The organism is Actinomycetospora aeridis (genome assembly GCF_037400275.1).
GTDB lineage: Bacteria > Actinomycetota > Actinomycetes > Mycobacteriales > Pseudonocardiaceae > Actinomycetospora > Actinomycetospora aeridis.
Genome location: NZ_JBBEGL010000001.1, coordinates 415,011 through 438,860, shown reverse-complemented (window position 1 = coordinate 438,860; position 23,850 = coordinate 415,011). Strand labels below are relative to the sequence as shown.

The 23,850-nt window shown below is 65.8% G+C and carries 17 protein-coding genes; 9 read left to right on the top strand and 8 right to left on the bottom strand.

Going from position 1 to position 23,850, the window contains the following annotated elements; all coding sequences use genetic code 11:
- Positions 1-360: 360 nt before the first annotated feature.
- From WCD41_RS02075 to WCD41_RS02070, 3 genes are all read right to left on the bottom strand, one after another.
- Entirely contained in the window at positions 361-2,049 is a 1,689-nt protein-coding gene (locus WCD41_RS02075; protein ID WP_337711715.1) for an effector-associated constant component EACC1, read from the bottom strand.
- 1,373 nt (positions 2,050-3,422) lie between these two features.
- Complete coding sequence (locus WCD41_RS31260; protein ID WP_507237350.1) at positions 3,423-3,494, bottom strand: hypothetical protein; 72 nt, start codon at positions 3,492-3,494, stop codon at positions 3,423-3,425.
- Between the two features lie 5 nt (positions 3,495-3,499).
- The gene (locus tag WCD41_RS02070; RefSeq protein WP_337711714.1) at positions 3,500-3,838 is read right to left on the bottom strand and encodes a DNA ligase-like domain-containing protein; all 339 of its coding nucleotides are present in this window, start codon (positions 3,836-3,838) and stop codon (positions 3,500-3,502) included.
- 132 nt (positions 3,839-3,970) lie between these two features.
- On the opposite strand from WCD41_RS02070, the gene WCD41_RS02065 reads away from it, so the two are divergent.
- Positions 3,971-4,915: a toll/interleukin-1 receptor domain-containing protein gene (locus WCD41_RS02065; RefSeq protein WP_337711713.1), complete on the top strand. Its 945-nt coding sequence runs from the start codon at positions 3,971-3,973 to the stop codon at positions 4,913-4,915.
- Between the two features lie 161 nt (positions 4,916-5,076).
- Here the strand turns inward: WCD41_RS02065 and WCD41_RS02060 are convergent, their stop codons facing one another.
- Positions 5,077-5,400: an SDR family oxidoreductase gene (locus WCD41_RS02060; protein ID WP_337712317.1), complete on the bottom strand. Its 324-nt coding sequence runs from the start codon at positions 5,398-5,400 to the stop codon at positions 5,077-5,079.
- A gap of 1,236 nt (positions 5,401-6,636) precedes the next feature.
- Positions 6,637-8,469 (bottom strand): hypothetical protein, encoded by a 1,833-nt coding sequence (locus WCD41_RS02055; protein WP_337711712.1) that lies wholly within the window; start codon positions 8,467-8,469, stop codon positions 6,637-6,639.
- A gap of 568 nt (positions 8,470-9,037) precedes the next feature.
- Between WCD41_RS02055 and WCD41_RS02050 the strand changes: the two genes are divergently transcribed.
- From WCD41_RS02050 to WCD41_RS02015, 8 genes are all read left to right on the top strand, one after another.
- Positions 9,038-10,663: a RyR domain-containing protein gene (locus WCD41_RS02050; protein ID WP_337711711.1), complete on the top strand. Its 1,626-nt coding sequence runs from the start codon at positions 9,038-9,040 to the stop codon at positions 10,661-10,663.
- Positions 10,664-11,280: 617 nt separating this feature from the next.
- The gene (locus WCD41_RS02045; protein WP_337711710.1) at positions 11,281-12,372 is read left to right on the top strand and encodes a nucleoside 2-deoxyribosyltransferase; all 1,092 of its coding nucleotides are present in this window, start codon (positions 11,281-11,283) and stop codon (positions 12,370-12,372) included.
- 1,048 nt (positions 12,373-13,420) lie between these two features.
- Complete coding sequence (locus WCD41_RS02040; RefSeq protein WP_337711709.1) at positions 13,421-14,431, top strand: IS110 family RNA-guided transposase; 1,011 nt, start codon at positions 13,421-13,423, stop codon at positions 14,429-14,431.
- Between the two features lie 184 nt (positions 14,432-14,615).
- Positions 14,616-15,800 (top strand): hypothetical protein, encoded by a 1,185-nt coding sequence (locus WCD41_RS02035; protein WP_337711708.1) that lies wholly within the window; start codon positions 14,616-14,618, stop codon positions 15,798-15,800.
- 1,455 nt (positions 15,801-17,255) lie between these two features.
- The gene (locus WCD41_RS02030; RefSeq protein ID WP_337711707.1) at positions 17,256-18,110 is read left to right on the top strand and encodes a hypothetical protein; all 855 of its coding nucleotides are present in this window, start codon (positions 17,256-17,258) and stop codon (positions 18,108-18,110) included.
- 10 nt (positions 18,111-18,120) lie between these two features.
- Positions 18,121-19,326 (top strand): pentapeptide repeat-containing protein, encoded by a 1,206-nt coding sequence (locus WCD41_RS02025; RefSeq protein ID WP_337711706.1) that lies wholly within the window; start codon positions 18,121-18,123, stop codon positions 19,324-19,326.
- Between the two features lie 308 nt (positions 19,327-19,634).
- Positions 19,635-19,955 carry a hypothetical protein gene (locus WCD41_RS02020; RefSeq protein ID WP_337711705.1) on the top strand — a complete coding sequence of 107 codons (321 nt, stop codon included), beginning with the start codon at positions 19,635-19,637 and terminating at the stop codon, positions 19,953-19,955.
- 10 nt (positions 19,956-19,965) lie between these two features.
- On the top strand, positions 19,966-20,208 hold the full coding sequence (locus WCD41_RS02015) for a hypothetical protein (RefSeq protein ID WP_337711704.1): 243 nt from the start codon (positions 19,966-19,968) through the stop codon (positions 20,206-20,208).
- 48 nt (positions 20,209-20,256) lie between these two features.
- Here the strand turns inward: WCD41_RS02015 and WCD41_RS02010 are convergent, their stop codons facing one another.
- Genes WCD41_RS02010 through WCD41_RS02000 form a run of 3 tightly spaced genes read right to left on the bottom strand, consistent with a single transcriptional unit; the run spans position 20,257 to position 23,849 of the window.
- The gene (locus WCD41_RS02010; RefSeq protein WP_337711703.1) at positions 20,257-20,904 is read right to left on the bottom strand and encodes a hypothetical protein; all 648 of its coding nucleotides are present in this window, start codon (positions 20,902-20,904) and stop codon (positions 20,257-20,259) included.
- Positions 20,897-21,265, bottom strand: a complete 369-nt coding sequence (locus WCD41_RS02005) for a hypothetical protein (RefSeq protein WP_337711702.1) — start codon at positions 21,263-21,265, stop codon at positions 20,897-20,899. Before WCD41_RS02005 ends, WCD41_RS02010 begins: the two co-directional genes overlap by 8 nt.
- Positions 21,258-23,849 (bottom strand): hypothetical protein, encoded by a 2,592-nt coding sequence (locus WCD41_RS02000; protein ID WP_337711701.1) that lies wholly within the window; start codon positions 23,847-23,849, stop codon positions 21,258-21,260. Before WCD41_RS02000 ends, WCD41_RS02005 begins: the two co-directional genes overlap by 8 nt.
- Position 23,850: the final 1 nt, after the last annotated feature.

Here is a 23,850-nt window from a genome sequence, read left to right as displayed (position 1 = left end):
TCGGTGATGCTCGAGACCGAGCACTTCACCGCAGGCAAGCAGGCAATGCTCGGCCATGTCCAACGCGATTCCTCAAGAAGCAGACGAGAGCCGAGTCTTCTCTGCCTAACCGCAGCCTAATCGTTCCAGTGCGGGCTGGACGCGATGATCAAGTCGAGACGATGACTCAGCGGTCCGAGTAGGTGGCATCGCCAAGTCCCGACTTCTCGTCCGACGCCGTGCGGGCGCCGCACGTACACAGAACAGTTCTGCTCTCTCACGGCCCTACTCGGCCTGGACTTGTTCGGCACTGCTCGTGCGCTCGTTCGTGCCCCGTTCGCCCACTAGCCCCTGCCAGCGTCGAATCTACCGATCATAATCTCAGAACCAATGACGCTCGTGACAGAACAGGGCGCCGTTTCCTCCCTCTCGGGAAGTTACGTCACTTCGATTGTTCTGCGCGACACATGCGGCATCCAAGTCGATCTCCGTCTCGCACGTCCAAGTGTTCGGATACAGGGAGTTCTTAGTCGTGGACATTACACCGGGAACTTTTGTTCGATTCGCGCAGTAACCGTCCATGTCAGGTATACCCCCGCGGCTCACCGAACTTGAAGGTGAATTAAAGCACTGGACACTATTGACGTCTCGCGAGGTAGGTCTAGCATACAAACCGTACGCGTTGTAGGAATAAACACATGCATCATCCAGATCAATTGGCCGGACACAGCTAGTACCGGCCAACTCAAAGTCCTGCGTTCCTCCGGGCGCCTGAGTCCCACAGTACTTGGCAAGATCAAGACCGGATACGTCCGCCCCTGGAACAAACCAAACGAGAGCAGCGAGCGCGACGAGGGCCGCAGCAACGACCGCCACAGCCTTCCGCGACAGATAACCCCGCGGCGACTGTCGCGGATCTTCGCCCGATGACCGACGACTCAAAGGATTCCACCATCGGGGAGCACGTTTCATGTAGTTGTTGTGAAAATGGGGCAGATTCCCTATCTCGCTGGGATCGTGCCGAACAGGCCTCGGCAATCGCTTCTTGTTGAGCTCGACGCGCGCCTTCTGATGCAGCGAGTTCAGGCTCAGAAAGCTCTCAGGCGGGTCCAATTCGATGCCCCGACGCAAGGCTCCTACTAGTTCACCAGTAAAAGGCGTGCAGCCCGAGCCACTGGGGGACATCGCCTGCTCGGACTTCTGAGCAGCGCCTAGCAAATATATGCCGTCCCGTCTCGCAGACTCGAGAAGTCCGAGGGGTTCGCCGGGGCCCGAGTTGGTTTCCTCGCCTGGCAATGCATGCGCTGCGTAGCAGCAGTCCAGCCAGACGATTTTCCGCTCGCTGTCTGCCTGCCGGACTATCCTCGCGACCTCCTGCCAACGGACAGTCTGAGTATCGTTGGTACCCGTAGCTTCGGGTAGAGCGAGCAGGAGTTCTTGGTTATGGTATAACCCGTGGCCCGCGAAGTATACGAGGAGTGTGTCGGGAGCGTCGTCGGCTGCTGCAACGAGCTGGTCTAGAACGGTCTGGGCGGACTGGGTATAGGTGATCACGTGGATACGGTCATCGGGGATACCCCAGGCTTTAACGTCCCCGAACACCTCCTGAAGTTGCTTAATGTTATGCGCAACTCTATGTAGCGGTCGAAGGCTCACATAATCACTGATGCCGATAAGTACGCATCGAGACCGCTTCGGGTCTGGCGCGCCAGATGATGCACGGCGGACTTTCATTCCACTATCGTTAGCATCAGCCATGTCTTCGGGATGCAGTATTGTAACCCGACCATTCGCCTTCACGGCGACTGAGCTGACATCCTCGCGCCTCTTGGCTCGCCACTCAGAGAACGCCATGGCAAGATTAGCCAATTCGAACACGCCATAGAAGACTAGCTGAATAACGGCCGGATCGGGCCCCATCTCCTCAGACGGCGATTCAGGCCGCCTGACCTCTGCATTCTCCTTCACGTACCTATTGCTAATCAACGAGTTCTGCAAAGAGTTGAGCAGTAGTGGATCGTCGACCCTGTTCTCGTCAGAACCAACGATCCAAATCTCGATGGTATCCACGGTCTCAGTCTTTCTGGATGGTACTCGTGAAAAACACCTCGAGTGCCAGCGCTCGTTCCTTATCCACGACCAGGCACGCGTTGGCACCCTTTTGATTACTCATCGCAACTCCCCCGTCGAGACCGGTACGTCCAGTCGCCACCGGGACTGTCGTGTCACCCCTCGCGAGTGTTACGCGTGTCACGTCGATGTCCGATTTGGCTGCAGATGTGCCGTCGGCGGTTCAGCCAACTGATCGACCATCAGAGTCCGGATCGCGACTTGGCACGAGCCACCGTCCGCCGACGATGGCCTGTAGCCATTGCTGAACCGCCTGCTTGTCTGGTTATCGGGTCGTGAAGGTAGTCGATCTACGGTCTCGGTCGAAGCACCGGCTGACCTAGCTCGTGAATCACGTGTCGCCGTCGGGTTGGCTATCCCGGGGTTGGTCGCCCCGGTCAGTGAGGCCGGGCCGTGGCCTGACCCGCGCAGTTCTGTGACCGGGGCTTCGGCGCCGTTCGTCGGTATGTCGTCCGCAGCCTCGCTTGTACTTGTCGAGCGAGAGGCACGCGGACGTGATCTGAAGGCTCCTGGGGTGTGTGGTGGCAGGCCTGTTCTTAGGCGGCCATTGGTCATCCCAGCTCCTGGGCACTCGCGCGAGGAGCCAACTCCAACGGGCGGAGGCAGGGACCTGACCGCCGCGAGCCGATGGTGCCGGGTCCGGGGCCTCGCGAGAGTCCAAGAACGATCTTGCTCGGGGTGCGGGCTTGGGTGCGAACTGAGGTCACACGGCGCCGTGGGTGCGGGTTCTGCGGCGCGCGGCGCCTGCATAGTCGCTGGTAGCGGGCCCAGTACCCTTGGTCGGCAGTCCTCCTAAAGCCGGTGCCGCAGGTTCGATTCCTGCCGGGGGCGCTCAGGTCCGACAGGGCTGCTGCTGCCCATAATGCGGCGATGCGGCCCGTCCTCACCTGACACCGTGCAACCTCGAGGCGTAGCGAGAGACGAGTGTCCGACGCCCCTCGGTGACACCGATGTCCAGCCCATGGCCGTGGTGGCACGGCGCTGAACCCGCTCGACGCCGCCGGCACGATTGCCGCCTTACCGGGACACCCCAGAGCCTCCACCAGACCCGGAGCGCTTCACCGGTCGCCATGTCCCACCTTCGCACCGTGCCGTCATCGCCGCCGGAGACGGACGAGCACGACCGCTTCCGACGACACTGAGGACAACACCACCGGCGCGGACAGCTCCGCCCGCGACGGCGGAGGCGACGGGTGCGGGCCCTACGAACACAAGCTCCCCGGCGGGTACTGCAGCCCCGACACTGATGTTCTCGACGAGAACGGCGACCCGGATCCCGCCCGGGCGGTCGTCCCGGGCAACCTCCGCTGACCTCACCACGTGATGCGGTCCAGGAACGCGATCAGCAGCGCCTCGCACAGCCACGGTGGTGCGGCTTCGAGCACGATGTTCACCGGCCGTCCGCGGGGGCGCCGACACCGTCCCCGCCCAGGCCCGCGGTCTGCGGCAGCCTGTTGCGGTCGGGCGCGACTTCACCCCGCCGGCCCCGACCGGCTCTACTCCGCCGAACCCGGGCAGTCGTAACGCTTGGCCTGCACCCCTCCAAGCCGTGATCCTCGGCGAGCTCGAGCGCGGCCGCCGGCTCGACACCGTCGAGCCACGGTGACGTTGTCAACCGCGGATGCGCGTCGAGCCCCAGATCCTCGAGCGGCCGACGCCGCTCCTCCCACGGCCGGCCCGTGACCGATTCGCTATCGAGGGCGAGCACGTCGAAGGCTACGAAGGTCACCGGCACCTCCGTCCGCAGCGCTACCGACGGCTTCACCACGCCCAGCGGCCCTCTGGTCGACCCGCTCTTGCGTCGCTGCGGGGCGGTCAGGACCTGGACCGCACCGTGTCAGACGATGTTAGAGTTTCTACCGTGACCGGGGGGGGGCAGAAGAGGGCCTTCATTTCCTATCGACGAGCCACGTCGTGGCACGTGGCTCGAGGCCTTCACGATCGCCTGCGCGCGCGTAGTTGCGACGTCTTCCTCGATGTCAGCGGCCTAAAGAACGGCAACTTCGGCGTTAAGATCGATGAGGAGATCTCGGCGCGAGAAAACTTCGTCGTTGTGCTCGATCACTCAGTCCGATTCACTCGCTTTCCATCGAACGTCGACTGGATGCATCGAGAGATCGCCACAGCGATCGAGCGGAAACGGAACATTGTTCCCGTCCTCCAGGCGGGCGTGCAGATGCAGGACCTAAACCTGCCAAGTGATATAGCAGCGTTGTCGCAGCACAACGCGATCACGCTGGACCCCGAGTGGTACGACGAGGCAATCGACAGGTTGATCTCATACTTGGTGGAAGCATCACAACCCTCGACACTCGTGCCTCTCGACCAGGCATTGGAGGAAGCCAGGCTGGCGTTCTCCCGGCATTCGGGGCCGGAGATTCTTGCACCGCGCGAACCGAGCCGAAGTCCGGAGCACACGCCTTACCGTCCGCAGGCCGGTGACTTCATCGGTCCGCTCAAGAGTCCATCTGTCGACGGATCGCGAACGACGCGTACCACATGGTCGGCTACGGTATCGAGGCGATCTCCTTTGGCGGTCGACGTGACCCTCCATCTCTCGCACCAGGTTCTTCAGCTCGCGATTTGGAGAGCGCCAAAAAGCGGGAAGGTCGTCGTTTACCAGGGAGTCGACTTCGTGGGCGAGGTAGCTAACAGTAACGCCGGAGAAAGCATCAATGAATTCGCTTTGCGGATCAGAGATGGGAGGGTGGTGCGCTCGTGCTCACTCCGCGTGCGCAGTGCAGCCTCCGCAGTGCTGACGATTCTAGAAATGAAGGTCGACGGTACCTTCCTCATCGGCTCCTGAACGACGAAGGGTCGAGCGCGACTAGGTCGACGGTGACGGAATTCCTGGTGGTGCGACACGCCGTAATCAGCCCGTCGAGAGGTACTGGCAAGACCTGAGGCGGTTGTAGATCGGGGCGCCCTCCGGTCGCCCGCCTCCAAGGGCGCCCTCATCGCGGCCCGTCAGTGCCCCGACATGCCGCCGTCGACAGGCAGCGTGCTCCCTGTGATGTAGCTGGAGGCCGTGGAGGCGAGGAAGACCAACAACGCCGCATCGAGCTCCTGTTCACCAAGCCGGCCGAGAGGGCTCCGTTGGCTGACGAACTCAAGCAGCGGACCCTCGGGGACCTGCGCGGTCATCTTGAACTGAAACGCTCCGGTGTTTCGGAGGGCTGTGCGCTTGAGTGGGTCGGCGACAGCTTGGCGGTCGCGGCGGGGCCGGCCAGCGCCGCGAGCGCCGACGCCCGGGTGGTCACAATCGACTGGGTTCGAGAGGCCTCCCGCGATGCTCGCGCGGCAGCGTCGTCACCGGGCGCGGTGGTCAACGGGTAGAAGTCAGGGACCTTCGCGTAGGCCCATCCCGCCACCGCGAGAACCAGCACCGCCGCCACGACCCCCGGCGGCCATGCGTCACCATGCTGCCCACCACGCTCGCAAGCGGTGACGGGCCTCCGTCTCGCCGGGGCCGGGCGCGGCCGGCCCGTCGGCCCGCCTCGCTTTGCCGCCCTCGTCATCATCCCCACGGGAGAAGCGTCGCGCACCAACCGAACCCGTTACACGCGTGAGCGCCCGGCGTTCTAGAGCAACAGTTCTCACTATCGGACGCAAGCTCGTGGCGCCTCCGGGTGACCGCACTCGACGCTGCCGCGAGCCCGCCGCCGCTTGCGCACCGCGACGACGCTGTCCCGAGTCAGATCCGTGAGCCTGCGAGCTCCGTACTGATTCTGTTCGGGGTGCGGGTTTGGGTGCGAACTCGGGCCGCACGTCGCCGTAGGTGCGGGTTCTGCGGCGGTCCGCGCCGACAAAGTCCCTGGTAGCAGGCCCAGTACCCCTGGTCGGAGGTCCTCCTAAAGCCGGTGCCGCAGGTTCGATTCCTGCCGGGGGCGCTCCAAGCCGCGCCCGGCAGATGCTGCTCAAGATGCGGCACCGCTGCCCGGCTCTCACCGGACGGCAGGCAGCCTCGTCGCGACGCGAACTCCAGCGAGCAGCCCACGTCCCCGGCGAAGCGGACCGTCGTCCGTCAGCGACGGACCTCGACGCTCGACTTCCGCGACGCTGGACTTCCTCGACGCTGGCGCTCCCTCCGCCTTGATCTCGTGGGTCGGAGCCGCTGCCAGACTCGGGGCGCTTCACGACGATGCTGACCTCGCCGCCGCAGTGCGGGCAGGCCCGGACCGCGATTGGGGGCCGGTGCGAACTCGGGTGTGCGGGCGTCCGTTGTGGCGGGTGGGTCGGCGTGCCGTCGCAGGTGGGCGTGTTTGCTGCAGCGGTCGGAGCAGCAGCGGTGCCGCGGACCGGCGGGAGTGAAGGTGGTCCCGACGACGGCGATCGCCGAGATCGCCCAGCCCTGCTCGCGAAACGCGTGCGCTTCCACATCTGCCTCCCAGGACAGCACCCGGGCCTCCCGCCGCTCCGCCGGTGATCACTCACCCGCGAGCCCAGCGGCAGGACCCCACCCGGCCCCGTTCGGCGACGTCTCCGCCTGCGGGGCGGGCGGTGACGAGCCGCGCTTCAGGCGCTTGTCTACAGCATGAGCGGTAACAACCCCGCACCGAGAACGAGTAATGAAATTTTCTGCCAACGATCTAGTGGAAGCCAACCCACGACAAGCCGGCCGGCGCACGCGACGAGAAACGCCACAGCAATAAAGAGGAGCTGGCCATCAACGTATGTGGGTCCGCGAAGCACGGTTGCGGTCTGGGCGAAGCCCAGAAACCGTATCGAATTGCCTAAGTACAATTGATAGAGCAGAACACCGATCAGACTCGCCAGCGCAGCGCCTGTTGATCCTACGCGGTCAATCAGCCTGTCACCCGTACGCCTCCGTTGGAGGTAGACGCCAACAGCGACGGCCAGCACCGCCGATATCGCTATACCGTGAAACTTGATATAGTCTGACCCTGGATTAATGGCCTCCAGTACCTTCTCGTACAGAAGACCGAAAAAGATGCCTAACGTGCCAGCGATGGCATAGTCAAAAAACGCCTCTGCTGAAGATAGAGCAAAGGCCATGTAGTTCAGAACCAACAGCAGTACCGGAACAAGTACCCAATGAACCCTCGGAAGGGAAGGCGTCAATAGAGGCAGTGCGATCAAGTATATCTGTGCCAGCGAAAACAGGATGGCGACGTACATGACGATAGGCGGCGAGCTAGGTGGGGGATACAACCTATTGCGAACCGCGATACTCCCTATTAATCCAATGGCTCCCGAAGCTAAGATCGCGCCGAGCGAGTAATCAACGCGCCAACCGTAACTCAGGACCGATAGAACATATCCGAGGACCGAGAAGAACGACACAAAGACCATCGGCGGGCCTACGCCCCCTGCCCAAAGCAAGAACCAGTTCGGTTTCTCTTCGGTCTTCGTTTGCACCCCATTCTTGCCGAAGTTCTTGAACTCCAGATCTACAAGCCGACGAAAGAGCGGCCTAAATGCCGACTCAAGCGTAAGAAACGTGCGAGCTTGAGCGGTTGCTGGGAAGCTTGTTCCAAAATTGGGCGGCTGAAAAACTGGCTCGCCGAGACCCGGCACGAAAATCAGACTATGGAAGAACGACTTCGGGTCGCCGCCCGCCTTGAACGGAGGCAAGTCTTTCACATCCTCGTCCGCGAGTTGCCCCTGCCCTTTAAGGCTGACCCCAATCATAGCTCGAACAGTCTCGTACTCCCCCGAGTCCTGTGACACCAAGATTGCCAGTCGCTCCGGCTCGACCAACCGGAGACATGCCACCGTTTCCCAAACAGCTCCTTCGGACTGCCCTGCACTAACAACCACGAACCTCGCGTTGCGTATTAACTTTTCGACCAGCCTTCGCCAATCCGCATTTGGGTCAAGACTCAATCGGTGCGCGCCGGGCAGGCCTTCGTCCACCCCGCCCGGAGGGGCGACTGCGATTACAGGGCCCAGCGGAGCTAAAGCATCAACCAGTTGTTCCTCTTGAGATTTGCCGGTTATAAGGAAACGCTCCAAGTAGAATGGCGAGAAGTACCTCATTGGAACGTCCTCGCTTGTTGAAGCGATCGGATCCTGCCTGAACGGTCGTAGATAAAGCACAAACTCGGAGTCCGTTAACGAACTGAGCCCTCCCACTGTCGTCGGAGCCCGAGACCGAGCAACCTTTCGCCACGTTAAGCCACGGTCGAAGAATCTTGCGCCAGTAATCATGCCGATTCCAGAACCGAAGAACGTCAAACAGTCAAGCAAGTAGTTCTCCTGCTCGGAGTACGGCACGAACAAAAACCAGTAGAAGTACTGAGCACAAACAAACGTCGTGCCAACTCCGACGAGACAGAGGAAGGTACCGCCGATCCTGCGTTGGATACGATTGATCCCTGAAAATTCCAGACCGTCCATGGTCCCCCCAAGACTAGTCACTGGAGTGTAGCTGACGCGTCTAGGGCTGGCCTTTGCAAAAGATTCTGCTCTTAACCCAAGGACGCCAAGCCTGATCCAGGCAAATGGTTGACCGACTCGTGTGGCGATCGGGTCGTGGAGGTAGGCCATCTACGGTGCTGAATGGAGCACCGACCGGCCTGACTCGTGAATCGCCTTGCCGCCTCAAGGTTGGCTGCCCTGGGGTTGGTGGTGCCGGTCGGTGTTCCGGGCCTTGGTCTCACTCAACAGAGGTGTGTCCGCAGCTTCCGCGGTGGAAGTCGGCATGTCGTCCGCGGTCTCGTCCCTCTACGACATCGCGCGCCGCTCGACGACCTGGACCGCGACGTGCCGCGCGGCGACCACTGATCCCGGGGCAGCGCGGTACTGCGGGTGGCCACGTACCGCTGAACGAATTCCCCCGACACTGAAGCGCACCGAATTCAGCGGAGGCTATGGGGTGCGTCGGCTTCCTGCTCTCACTCGTTCAGCGCAGCAACGTCGTCGGTCTCTTCCGCGATGGTCTGGACGACGAGAGGGGAGCTGCATTGTGACGCGCGTGGACGGGGACCGGCTCTCGACGACCCAGGTGTCGGTCCGCGTAGCGATCGGCGTGAACGCTGTGGTCGCCGCCGTGCTGGGGGTGATCGGGTTCGTCCGCTACCTCCCGACGCAGGCCGACTATGTCGCGTGGGGCTGGACGGACGTCGCCTACTACACGCTGCAGCTGTTCCTCCTGGACTCGGCGCCCCTGCAGAAGGCGGCGCCCCTGCCCGTCGTGCTCGATGTCGCCCGGTTCCTCGCGCCGGCGACGACGGCACTGGCCCTCGGCGCTTCTGTCCTGGCCGTTTACCACTCGACGTATCACGCGGTCCGGGCCCGCCGGCTCCACCACCACACGGTGGTCTGCGGCGACGGCGCCCCGGCACTGCGCGTCGCCCGGGCGGCGCTCGAGGAGAACCGGTCGTGCGTGATCATCAGCGCCACGTCGACGAGCAGCGAGCCCGCTCCGGGCGGCCACGCGGAGGCGGTGCTGCGCATCGGCGGGGACCCCCGCGACGCGGCCGTCCTCCGCGAGGCGCGCATCGACCGCGCAGCGGAGGTCGTCATCGTCACCGGGGACAACGGCCGGAACACCGACATCGCCGCGAGCGTGCGAACTGCGCTGCGCGACGTCGCGACGCCGCCGCCCTGCTTCCTCGAGATGGGCTCGCCCGAGCTCGCGATCGCCCTGGCGGCCCACGAGCTCAACTCCGGGTCGGCGGTCCGGACCGAGTTCTTCGACCCGGCCGGGCGTGCGGCCCGGCTCCTCGTCGACGCCCACCTCCCAGTGTCGGTTTCCCGTTCGGTGGTGCTCGTCGGCTCCGGGCGCCAGCACGAGGCCCTCGTCGACGAGCTCGAACGGCGCTGCTCGCGAGCCGTCCATCCGTGGCGGTGGGCGAGCCTCGAGCCCGCGGAGCTCCAGGACTACGAGGTGCCCGACGACCTGGCTCTCGCCGTGGTCTCGGCCCCTGATGACGCGGGGGTCATCCGACTCGGCCTGCGCGTGCTGAGGCGGTTGCGCGCGTGCGCGGTCGACGTCGTGGTTGCGACCGGCTCGAGTACCGCCCTCGGTACCGAGGTGGCGGGCGACACGCCCGTCTCCCGCATCGACCGGGCCAGGTTGCTCCTCTTCAACGTCGCCGACCACGTCTACTCGCTGTCCTCGCTGCGTGACGGCATCTACCTCGACATCGCACGGGCGGCCCACGAGGCCTACGTCCGCCAGGCCCGCGCTCGCGGGGAGACCGAGCACAGCCACCCCTCCACGCTCCCGTGGCCGAAGCTCCCGGACGACCTGAAGACCGCGAACATCCGCCAGGCGCACTCGGTCGGCGAGAAGCTCCGCGGCGCGGGGCTGGCCGTCGTGCCCTCAGACGGCACCGAGAGCACCTTCGCGTTCGAAGGCGCTGAGCTCGACCGGCTCGCGAAAGAAGAGCACGAGCGCTGGCGCGCCGAGCGGACCGAGGCCGGCTGGACTTACGGCCCGCGGGACGACGCGGCCAAGACCCACCCCGACCTGGTGCCGTGGCCGAAGCTGCCCCCGGGGTCCCGGCAGAAGGACGTCGATGCCGTCGCCGACATCCCTCACCAGCTCCGTGGGATCGGGCTGCAGATCCTCCGCGTCGGCAGGTGACTAGTGCGCGCGGCTGTGGCACTTTCTCGGCGTGCGGGGTCGTTCCTGCTCGCCTTCCTTACGGGCGGCACCGCGGCCATGCTCGTGGTGGATTCCGACACGATGAGCCCGGTCGACCTGCTGACCCGGCAGCCGGCCATCACGACGGCCTACGTCATGACGGTCGGCGCAACCAACCGTCACCGTGGCGGTCGCCTACAGCCGACCGGCCCGCAGCCGATCGCAGAGCGAGGTCCTACCCAGGCTGGGCGTGACCAGTTCTGCACCCTGCTGCGCTCCTTTGGTGATGACGGACGACTCCTCGTCGTCTTGCCCGTCCACAGTCGCGCGCAGGGGGACAGCGCCTCACACGCGCCCGATCACTAGGAGTCGCAGCTGACATTGACGTACTGGCCGCGGACCGTCCGCGTGTCCACCACGCGATCGGCCCTTGGAAGGCAACGCAGCGTTGACCTCCTCCACGAACGCGCCAACCAGCAGCTTCGGCGGACCGCCGAATAAGGGCGAAGCCAGCGCCATCAGCGGCTTCACCGAGGTATGGACAAGGTTCTTGCTAACGTCGCTACCCTCGACGGGGCGCAGCCCACGTGGAGCCACATCAGGGAACGGGGGAACTGATGAGCACAGAGGTTCGATCACGGGTCGCCTTCGTGATCATGCCTTTTGCCGAGGAATTTCTCAGTATTTACGAGCAACTCATCCGACCTGGCATCGAAGCCGCCGGCTTCCAAGTGCGTCGAGGCGACGACCTCGAACAGATGCGCAACATCCTGCGAGACGTCATCGAAGGCATTGCGTATTCAGACATAGTAGTTGCAGACCTAACTGGCCTTAATCCCAACGTGCTATACGAGGTTGGCATTGCGCACGGGCTACGAAAGCCGGTCATCATGATTACGCAGGATATTGATAAGCTTCCGTTTGACTTGCGTTCCTATCGCGTCATTTCTTACTCCGCCCACTTCTCGGCAGCTGCCGATTTGCTCGCCAACTTGGAGTCAGTCTCGAAGGCTTACTTTGATTCTGCGACTCAGACTGTCGGCTCGGGCCCAGTAAGCGACTTCTATGCCATCGAAACCGGCGAAGACGGTACAAGAGGACAGCCCGGTGCCCGACGCCCCCCCAAGCGTGAAGTCGAAGATCGCCATTGGCTTCAGAGCATCCTCGACTCTATGAAGTCGATGTCTGATGCCCTTGGCAATTTCTCCGACATTCCGAAAAACCTCAAGGACATCGTCGACGCTGGGCGAATGTCCGTCGAGCTTGCATCAGTTCCGAACAAAGCCGACGAAGCGCGCGAGAATCTCAAGCTGCGCATATCACAGTTCGCTCAGCAGATCGAAGAAAATCGCGAGGCCGCGAGTCAGTACTTCGATGGACTACCAGACTTTTTCGCTAACAACTTCATGAATATAGACGAAAAAGATCCTACCCAGAAGAGGATGACGATTTCGTTGATCGAAGTCGCTCAAGCGATGCAGAAACAATCCGAAGACCTGAGACTGTCTCTCATTGCGCCCATGTCTGACTTCTCCACGGTCGACACTAGAAGTGGACTCGTGATGCACGATGACCTGCTCGATGTCTTCGTACGAGCCGAAGTCTTGTCACGACTGCGAGCGTACGTGGAACTCGCGACCAATATCGAATCCTTTTGCGGGCGGCTGGTTCGACTCCTACAAGGAAAGATCTCGCCCTTGAACGATTAGTGTCGTCCTTCACGCTTCAACTCGCTAACAACGCCGAGTCGCTGGTACTTACTGTTTCCGGCAGACTGCAGAACAGTCAGGCGAGCCGGCACCGTGCGTCGCACCAAAGACACTCAGTAGGCCGGAAGCAGGGAAAGCTAAGTCGACAGGCCGCACGACGGAGAGAAAGGACCCACGAAGCGCCCAAGGTTGCGAGACGTCTAGGGTGAATCAACTGCGCCGGGACGCAAAGATTGTTACGCATCCTAACACTCTTCCGAACTTCACCTGCAGCCCCCAAGACCACTGAAAGATAGTCGCCGAGCATTCTCTTTCGATGCGACCCACCGCTAAGACAGAAGGGACGCAAGAGTGGCAGAATCCTTTCCTCAAGAGCGGCTGCTGAAGTACTCCAACACGGTTCAGGTGGACGTTGTCCGCGACAGCCTTATGCCAGGAGAAGCTATTAGCGGCGTCTTCAGCAGCACCAGCACCGGCGTTGCACTGGTTGGGGTAACAAACCTTCGCCTCCTCCTACTTGACACGGCTCACTCTACCGGACGAGCGGCATTCCTGTCAGTCCTATACAGACAGATTCACGCGATCGCATTCGTGTCAAAGCAGGACCAACCTATCTTCTCTCGAACTATTGCGATAAACATCGGAGGCGTATTCTACGAGGCTGAATGCATGAACGATGCTGCGGCCGCAGAGCTACACGACCTCCTACTTTGGTACCTCGTCGGAGGGGTTCCCGACGATGTTGAGTCTGAGGATTCCGACTCGAGCGACGTCAAGCCGGCACCGACACCCCCATTGGAGGCACCCCAACCCCCGGCCAGAGCAGCGCCCTCCCCGAGGAGCAAGAGCCAAGTTGACGCGTCTCGCATGATCGAGATAGCAAAGACATTGGCGTGGCTAGACCCCTGACCTATCGCCACGAAGGCATTGACCTTTGCGCCCATCACGCCGAGCGCTACCCCCGACGACCCGGCACTCTTATGGCCACTACCGGGGCTCATCTGACACGGTCGGAATCGATGTCCACAAGGACACCCACACCGCGGTCGTGGTCGACGATCTCGGGCGCGAGCTGGCTCAACGCACGGTCAAAGCCACCGACGCCGGGCACCGCGCGTTAGTCGGCTGGGCTGGGCAGCACGCACCTGGCGAGCGGATGTGGGCGGTGGAGGACCGCCGGCACGTCTCGACCCGCTTGGAGCGCGCCCTGCTGGGCGCGGGACAGCGAGTGGTTCGGGTGCCCCCGAAGCTGATGGCCGGCGCACGCCAGAGCGCGCGAACGCGGGGCAAGTCCGACCCGATCGATGCGCTGGCGATCGCGCGGGCCGCGCTGCGCGAGCCCGACCTGCCCGTGGCCGAGCACGACCCGGCCTCCCGCGAGCTGAAGTTGCTGGTCGATCACCGCGAGGACCTCGTCGCCGAGCGCACTCGCATGCAGAACCGACTGCGTTGTCACCTCCACGAGCTCGACCCCGGCCTCGACCCGCCGGCGCGGCGCCTGGGCGAGGTCGGCCTGCTCGACGCGCTCGCCGCGCGACTGGCCGATCATCACAGCGGGATGCTGGCCCGGCTCGCCGGTGAGCTCATCGCCGATATCCGCGAGCGCACCCTGCGTATCCGGGCGCTGGAACGCGAGATCACCACCGCGACCCGGCACGCCGCGCCCCGACTGCTCGAGCTGCCCGGCTGCGGCCCGTTGAGCGCAGCAAAGATCGTCGGGGAGACCGCCCGGCCAGGCCGGTTCCGCTCCGAGGCCTGCTTCGCCATGCACGCCGGCGTGGCCCCGATCCCGGCCTCGTCCGGGCGCACCAACCGTCACCGGCTGGCCCGCGGCGGCAACCGGCAGCTCAACGTCGCCCTGCACCGCATCGCGATCACCCAGGCTCGGCTGCTCGACAGCCTTGGATACGCCTACTACCAGCGACGACGCGCTGGAGGCGACACAACCATGGAAGCCCTACGGGCGCTCGAGCGACGCCTCGCGCGCGTCGTGTTCAAACCTTCTCCAACCGCCAAACACCACCGTCGCCGCGCCGCAGCCTGCGGCGGCTTGACATAGGAGCAACTCGTGACCCACATCTTCGTGACCTTCACCCGCCCCGACCTGCTCCGCCCACAATGGCTCGAGGTGGTACCTGCACAAGAGGCTGCTCTCTCGCGGCTGCGCCGCGAACTCGACCGCACTCAACATCCCCGAGCCCGGTCTACGATGGTCAACACCAGACTGTGGGTCGGAGGAGCTCATGTTCGAAGTCGAGCTCGGTCGTCTCGACAGTCACCGCCTCTGCCTCGAACTCCGCGAGGCGATCTCCATGGGCACGGCGCAGGCCATCATGGAGGGGGCTGGCTGGGCGGAGGGCGTCAGAGATGGGCGATTAGCCGACGTGCGCCGCCACCTCCCGGACACACTCCTCGAGCTGGCCCAGGGACTCTCGAACCCCGACGTCGATCTCCTTCAGAGCCTTGCGCGTGCCCTCCGCACGCCATCCGATGGGCACGGTCTGGTCGGTCCGACGACCCAGCTCCTTTATTCCAGCGACGAGTGGGAGCAGTCGACCCACGAGGGGAACCCCGGGCGTTCACATCGCCTCCTCGAGCAGATCCGCTCCGACGCTCTCGAGGTCATCGATCGCGTCCTGGGATTCCTCCGGGAGACGCCCAGTCCCAGCTCAGCGGACTACCGAGCGGGCGTCCGAGCTTATGCCGAGGTCCTCGACCGTGTGCCATGGTCGACGGTCGCAGCGACGATGGGCGCTCGGGGCGCAGGCCCAAAGCTCCACCGGCTCCTCACGGAGTTCTCGGATGACGACCTGGTGGAGAGCCTGGAGGCGGCGAAGTCCGGCCTAACAGAACTCCGCTCAGAGCTCAGCACCGCGGCCTCCCAGGAGACGACCAAAATCTGGGAACGGGTCTCGGTCGCACTGCGCGTCGGCTTCACAGTCGTCGTCGGTGGCGGTGTTGGCGCGGCGCTAGCTGGCGCAGCTACTGGCGAGAGCCCTTTGAAGGAGTTCGTGAAAGTAGTGGTGGCGACGCTGGTCGCCGAGGTCACGAACGAGACCATCCGGATGCGTGGGCGAGGGCCAGGTCCCTCCCGGATGGGAACCACACACGCACGGCTAGTCGGCGCCCTCGAAGAATGCCGGGCGGAGGACCCCGTGGATATGCTCGACCAACTGCGGGTGCAGACCAAGCTCAGCGCCGCGATCTATGCAGCCCGAATCGACAGTCTGCGCGTCGGTTGGCCGGATTCGCACGACAGAGCGGAGTATTGGCTGACTCTCGACCGACTGCACCCTGAGGTCCATGGAGGGCCGACCCCGCCAGACCAGGTAAACAACGTACTCCGCGACCTGCGATCGTTCGACCAGCGCGTCGGCGACACTCGAGCGGCGCCGAGCGGGCGGGATTGGTCCCCGTCGCCGCTGTGAAGGGGAATTGTTACTCGACGTTACTATCCGATAGCCGACACAGCCCGCGGCGCTCCGCGCGTCGACTTCAGCGTCGACGCACCTTTCGTCGCGGGCGACACTCTCCCCGACCAAGGGACTGCTCAAGAGCACCGGCCCGCAGCACCGACAGCTCCCGCAACACCAAAAGGGCCCGCAACACCGAAAGGGCCCGCAGCACCGACAACGCCCGCAGCACCGCCGGCTCCCGCAGCACCGACAACGCCCGCAACACCGCACGGCCCCGCAGCACCGACAGCTCCCGCAACACCGAAAGGGCCCGTCAAGAGGTGTCAAACCCCCCACAAGGGGCCTCAATCCCTGACGCACGAACGGCTTTACGCCGTCTGGCCCGAACCCGCATGACGTGGGATCGGGCGGACGTCGTGTACGAAGAGACCGCAACGTGGGCGGGGTACGGCCCCCTGATGGCGCTAGCTGAACCTCCCCGCTCCTGCTAGATCAACTTCCCCAGGTCGTACGGCGGTTCCGGCGTGGTGTCGGGGCCGGGCGAGGGTCTGCCGGTGGGCTCGCGGGTGAGTGATCACCGGCGGAGCGGCGGGAGGCCTGGGGTGAAGCGCTCCGATCCCACGGGAGGACGTAGCGCTGGCGCAGCGAGTGTTATGCGGTGGCTCCTGCGTCCCGGAGCGGCGGTGAGGCTCGGCCCCCGGGCGCTGCGGACCGGTCGTGACGGGCCCGCGGCCCTCTCGAGATACCAACAAGCGATCTCTGCCGGGGTGTGGGTTTGGGTGCGAACTGGGGTCACACGTTGCCGCGGGTGCCGGTCTTGCGGCGCTTCACGCCTGCGTAGTCGCTGGTGGCAGGCCCAGTACACGCGGTTGGCAGTCCTCCTCAAGCCGGTGTCGCAGGTTCGAATCCTGCCGGGGGCGCTCGGGGCGTGTAGGGCTGCTTGCGCTCGGAATGCGGCGCCGTCCGGCCGTCGCGACCGCTCAGGAGCGCACGATTGCGTGAGCCACGCCCGGACGCGGACAGCCGATGTGTCCCGTGTCCAAGGATTGCCACACCTCGATGTCTCGCTGGTCGACCCGTGATCCGGCAGAGGCGCGAGCAGCTGAGACCTGACCGACGCCCGGCGCGTCGCTGCAGAGTTCCTCGACTCACGGGAGGAAGCTGTTCACCGTGGCGGGCCTGCTACGTAACCGGGGTCCACGGTGGAGACTGCAATCCGGTGGCGGCTCGCGACAGAGTGCGGCGCCTCCACCTCCGCACACCACCCCCGGCTAATTCCAACGACGCATACTGGCGGGAGTCGGCTTCATAGCGTTGGTCTCCCCCGCCGTGTTGCTCGTCGTCCTGTTGTTGCCCGAGAGCCTGTGGCCGTCTGCACCTCGCTTCACCACGGGCTGGACGCCCGCCTTGTTGGGGCTCCTTGCTGGTGGTGTGGCTCTACTCTCCGCGTCCGCATCAGCAGCATCGGTGGCCACCGCTCGGCGGGCGCACGGCCAGCAGTTCTACGAGCTCGCACGCGCAGTGCACGCCGACCTGACGACCGGTGAGGTTGCCGCATCCCGCGACCGGCTGAGGGCCCTCGTGCAATCTCGCCGAGAGCAGGCGAGCAACTCAACGGCGCCCGATCGATCGCAAGGCGAAACGCTTCAACGATCCCGGGATTCACCTTTCGACTCCATTGGCAACGTGCGCCGGGACTGGTTCACGTTGCTGTGGTGTTTCCAGCGCGTGCACGCCGCATCGGTCCTGCTCGCCGCCGTCCCCTCGGAGGTAATTCCGGCCGCTCAGCAGCGTCCGTACGACTTCCTGGCTACGCTCGTGCGTGATCATGTGCGCTTCTTCAACGCCGAGGCGACCGAGATACGCGGCGCGCTCGAAGAGTGGGCCCGGCGGCCGGTCGACGACGGCGACTCCATCAAGGCGTTCCTGAGCTTGGTCGTTGACCTACTGCAAGGTGAAGCCGTTGGCCGGTGGGCCGACCCCGTGACCACCGATAACGGAGAAGCACTCTATGAGCTGGTGACGGCCACCCCTGACCTGGAGCTTGCAGGTCTTCGTGAGTCCCAGTTCAACGCGATTCACCGAACTACCGTCTCGCGTGGCATCGACCGGATCACTCTCGTCAGGCGCCTGCAAGCCGAAGCGAAGAAAGCTCCCGACGGAATCAAGCGCGCGACTCTCATGAAGCGCGCGGAGCGACTCGATACCGCGGTCGCAACCGAGCGACTCGCAGACGACCATGGAGACTCAACCTCCACGTCGCCGGCAACACCCGCGACGAGTCACCCCGACCGAGCACGCACTCGACGTCGACCGCCGTAGGCTCGTGCCCATGGCGGATCAGCAGCATCTCGCCATCCTCCGCGGCGGGGTGCACGACTGGAACGCGTGGCGCGCGGCGCATCCGGACACCCGGCCGGACCTGTCGGCTGAGCGCCACGGCAGCGACGGGTTCGAGGACGACCTCAACGCGCTGATCACCGGTGTGCTCAACCAGGTCGTACCGGGCCGTGCACCCACCGACCGGACCGAACTCACGGGCGCCGACCTCAACCAGATCGACCTGCGCGGCGCCGATCTCCGCGGGGCGCGTCTGGACGGATCGATGCTGATCGAGGCGGACCTGACCGACGCCGACCTCCGGGACGCCAGTCTGACCGGCTGCGTACTGACGAGCGCCACGCTCGTGCGCGCCGACGCACAGAACGCGGACATGGGCGCGGCGACCCTGCGGTGGGCGGACGTCACGGACGCCACGCTGCGCGGCACACGCCTGCGCATGGCCAACGCGGACGAGATGACCGGCCGGCGCGTCGACCTCCGCGAGGCCGATCTGGTCCACGCGAGGTTGGTGGCCGCCGACCTGGCGGGCGCCGATCTCACCGGCGCCGCCGTCTATGGCGTGTCCGCCTGGGAGGTGGACCTCACTGACGCTCGCCAGGACGGACTGGTGATCACTCGCCCCAGCGAGCCCCAGGTGACCGTCGACGATCTGCAGATCGCCCAGTTCCTCCACCTGATCATCGCCAACCAGACCATCCGTGCCGCGATCGACGTGCTGGCCACGAAGGTCGTCCTGATCCTCGGGCGCTTCACGCCGCGCCGCAAGGAGGTCCTGCTCGCGGTGCGCGACGCCTTGCGTGACCGGGGCTACGTGCCTGTCATCTTCGACTTCGAGCGACCGGCGAGTCGCGACTTCACCGAGACCATCGCGACCCTGGCCCATCTCGCCCGCTTCATCGTCGCGGACCTCACCGACCCGGCCAGCCTCCCCAAGGAACTCGAGGCGATCGTCCCGCGGCTGGCCGTGCCGGTCGTCCCCCTCCTGGAGCGGGGCGCCTCCCTCTACGCCATGTTCGACGACTACTGGAAGTACGACTGGGTCCTCGGCCTCGTCGAGTACCGCACCGTCGCCGGGCTGCTCCGGTCCTTCGACAAGACGATCTGCAGGCCCGCGGAACGAGCGGCCGACGACCTCTCCGAACGGCGCGGGGCGGCAGGCGCCCACCGGCGTGGACCGCGCGGCGCGGGACGCTAGCGGTCGGTACCACTCCCAGCCAGCGACGTCGGTGCGGGAGCTGTCGGGCGTCGCTGGGCTCGTTTCGGCGTCTTCGTCCTCTGCGAACTGTTTGCGTCGAATATCGGCGTTGGTTTCGATGTCCCTATCAGGGCGACCTGACGACGATCACTTCTCGAGCAATCACCGAGCATCCCTGGAAAGGGAACTGTCACGGCGCGTAGAGCTCCGCGCACGGCCGGCTGAATAGCCTGGACGGCGTAGTGTCGACCGCGGACAATAGGGCTAGCGTTCCGCGACAGGAGCTCGAGAGAATCCTGGGGGGAACGATGGCGAGCGTCTTCCATCAGATCCAGTACTGGACCCTGACCATACCGCCCAACGGTTATCAATGGTTGTCCTACGGTCCGGATGCGAGATATCGGACCGGGACTGTCCAGGCGTCCTGCAATCCCGCCACGCCTCAGGGGCCGGGGAGCACGGTGCACCGGACGCACAGCCTCGGGGTGCCGGAGATCATCATCACGTCGATTCCCCTGGTCCAGGGAGATCTGGTCTTCACCAACACCTACGCCGGCTTCGCCATCTGGAATCGTGGCCAGGAGACGGTCTACAATTTCTCCGTGGCACTCTCCGTCATTCAACCGTAGGGATCACCTCATGTGGGCCACGATTTATCACGACGACAGCGGACAGATCCACAGCGTTGCCGCGTCGCCGTTCGGGGACGAGACGCCGGCCGAGATCATGACGCCGACCATCCCCGGACTGCGATCCGCCCGTGTGGAGCTACCGGCAGAGATCGCACTGGACCCCGACCGGCTCTCGGAGTTCTACGCTGAACTCAACGCGCTGGTGGCCGACTTCGTCCTCGACGATGGGGCACTCAGGAGAAAGCCCTGAGAGCCAAGGCGATGAACGGGGTTCCGAGCGCATCACCCCGCGCCGGATTCAGGGACAGGGACCCGGTCTCACCGAGGTGACCGTTGTCCAGGGGATGGTGAGGTGAGTCGGCGTGTTCCTCACCGCGAGGCGGAGGCCCGCTGCGTCGCTCTCGACGACGACTCCGCAGCTCCGCGCTGTTCCGTGGGTGACGGTGACGGACCGCGCCGCTGTCGGGTCCGGTGGCGCCCACCACCAGGTCAGGGCCGCGGCGGCGAGCAGCAGCGATGCGACGAGGGCCGCGGCTCGGGCTCGACCGAGGTCGGTGGCGGCGCGCTCGGCCAGCGCGAGCTTGTAGAGGCGAACGGTGCCGTAGTTCCGACGCAGGTCGTCGAACCGGATCCTCGCCGGAACCCCGGCGGCGGCCCGCAGCGCGAGCCAGAGTCCCGACACGCTGACGGCGATGCCGACCCCGAACAGGATGGTGAGGGCGATCCGCCAGCCGACCGGGACGTCGGCGGCGTTCGCCGGACCCTTGATCAGGAGCGCGCCGGTGACCACGGTGGTCAACCCCGCGAGGCCGTTGCGCCACCGCTCGGCGCTGGCCGTCACGGAGTCCAGCGAGGTCTCGGACAGCGCGTCGAACTCGACGCGTTCCGCCGCGGTGACGGGATCGGGGCGGTCGTCCTCGCGCGGCCGGCGATAGCGGTCAGCCATCGTGGGTGTCCGGGCGCACCTCGATGCGGAAGAGGATCCCGCACCCGTGCTCGGTCTCGAGGCGGCCGTCGTGAGTCCCCTCGCACCGGCACGACACGTCGATCGGCACGAACTCGCCGTCGTCGGTCACCACGTCCCGCGTGGCCAGCGTTCCGCCGCCTCCGGTGACGACGGCGTCTCGCGACGTCTCGAACCGGAACTGGTGGGTGCAGCGGGGGCAGGAGCCGGCCACCACGGCGGTCTCCAACCCGGCACGGCGATGGACCTCGCCGCGCAGCTCGCCGGACTGCAGCAGATCGAAGGCCTTGTCGGTCCACGCGAAGGCTCGCGGGTGAGTTCGCTCGTAGGGCAGGTCAGTCACGCGATCCTCCGTCGAAGAACGTCCCGAAGATCTGCAGCGGCGCCCAGTGCCGCACCGGTTGTCGACGGACGTCCGGGTGCCCGAGCAACCTGCGTACCGACCGGCTCAGGGCCGCCGGTGCGTCGCCGGTGAACATCGCGTGCAACGTCATCTCGACGAATCGTGTGGCGTGCGCGGAGTCGCCGAGCTGCGCGGTGGTGGCGAGCACCTCGTCGCTCCCGGCGGCCAGGAGCAGAGCGGCGATGCTGACCGGATCGGCGTCCGGCCCGGCCCCCGGCGTGTACCCGCCCCAGCAGCTCACGAGTGCGACGCGACGTGGTGGGCGCACGGCGATGCAGTCGGCCTGGGCGAGCACCGCGTCGCCGTCCAGGTCCAGATAGTGACCTCCCCCCGGCAACGGACGCCCGTGGACGGCGACCACCAGGAGATCTGCCGTCGCGTGGTCGAGCTCGGCACGCACGGCCGCGGCGTCGGTGAGGTGATCGACGACGAGTGTCGGCTCGCCGTCGAAGCCGTCCAGCCGATGATTTCGGAGCTCGGGATGGCGCCAGAGCGCGACGACCGGCTGTGCCGGGCGGACGCGGCTCCTCTGACGTTCCTGCAACGCCCGCTGGACCGTGAGCGACGGGCACACGGCGACCTGGGCACGCTCGCCGAGCACACTCGAGGCCACGGGCACGGCCGTCCAGGGGACGCTGCGAGCTCGGCCCACCGGCACGACGAGCAGCCGGTGGCCCTCCGACGCGGCAAGGACGCACGACAACGCCACGGGGACGAGCTCCGCCAGGGGAGCGAGGTCGGCCAGGAACAGTCCAGCGGCCTCCGGTCCCTCGAGGAGGTCGAGCAACGCGCCGAGTGGGCCGAGGTCACGCTCCCCGCAGGTCAGGGCACCCTCGCCGTCGCGGTACACCCACTGCGCCCTGTCGGTCAGCCCGATCTCGACGACGAGGAGATGGCAACCGGCAGGCAAGGGTTCGATCAGCGGCGCCACGCTCGCCGGCGGCGGCAGGTAGAGGTTGGCTATCAGGTCCTCGAGCGCCACCGCGGCGGGCTCGGCCGTCGTCCCCGCAATGGCGAGCGCGCCGACCTTGCGCACGGTACGCGTCCGCCGATCCAGCCACGGGTCCACCGGCGGCTCGCGCCAGGAACGGTCGGCGCGCGCAGTCAGCTGCCCGAGCAGCTCCGCGGGTCCAGCGCCCAGGTCCGCCGCGCCGCGTTCGATCAGTCCGGCCAGGCGCCGACCGGCCAGGCACTCGAGGAGCCACAGCAGAGCGACGGGGTCGTCGGCGTCGAGGGCGGTCCGGGCGGCTCGTTGGTAGGTCGGTTCGAAACGTGCGCGGTACTCCGCCTGGAGGTCGTGGCGCTCGAGATCTGCCCGCATCGCCTCGATCGTGCGGACGGCCGTGAACCGGGCGTCCACCGCCGCAGCCAGATCATCCTGCTCCAGAGCGCACCGGGCCAGCCCCTCCAGTGCGTTGGCCTCCCCGAGTGGATCCCCGAGCTCGCGGAATGCGGACAGGGCCGATTCTCCGAGCGTGCGTGCCTCGGGCCACGTGCCGACCACTCGCGCCGCCTGCGCCAACCCGGCCAGCGCGTTGGCACGCCCCCGAGGGAAGCGCACCTCGTCCGAGAGCCTGAAGGCCTCTTGGTGATGGCGGACCGCCGCGGAGACGTCGCGATCGGCGAGCGCCAGATCTCCGAGCAGATCGAGCGTGCCGATCCGCCCGAGCCCGACCTCGTCGGCGTCGAACGCCTCCGCTGCCTTCTCCAGAGCCCCCCGCGCACCGGCCCGGTCCCCGAGCAGCAACCGGATCTCGCCGAGCTTCGAGGCCGCGTTGCCGATCCCGCCGGGACTGCGCAGCGCGGTGAACACCGTCAGGGCCCGCTCGGCGTGGCCCCGCGCCGCGTCGAGGTCGCGCAGGCGCTGACGGCACTCCGCGAGACCGAGCTCGGCGTTGGCCCGGTACAGCCGGTCGCCGATCTGCTCGGCCAGACCCGCGGCCTCGGTGAACCGCTCCGCGGCGGCGGTCGCCGAGGACAGCGTGACGATCTCCACGTACCCCAGGGACACCAGGGCACGCACCCGGCCGAATCGGTAGCCGTCGATGTCGGCCAGGGCGGCGGCGCGTTCGAGCAGATCGGCGCACGAGCCGGCGTCGTCGACCTGGCGGGCGATCTCGGCGAGACCCAGCAGCGCGTTCACGGTGACGACGCGGTGCGACGGTGTGAGCTCCCGGCCGGCCAGCTCGTCGAACGCGGCGCGGGCCTGCGAGGCGTGTTCCGGTCCCATGCGCAGGAGCACGTCGCCGCGTGTCTCGAGCTCCAGGATCGTGTCCCAGCGCGCCCGTTCCACGGCGAGCGCGCCCTCGCCGATCCCCGGCCGACCGGGGTCGAGCAGGTGTCGCAGACGACACCGCAGAGCGATCGGCCCCGGCTCGTTCAGCCCACCGAGCAGCGCCCGCACGCGGGCGCGGTCGTGCGCAGCACCCCAGGCCTCGTACAGGGCGTCCGCGGCCCAGTGCTCGCGCACGCGGGCCACCTCTGCCGCGACGGTGGCGGCACCGCGGATCGGCACGTTCTCCACA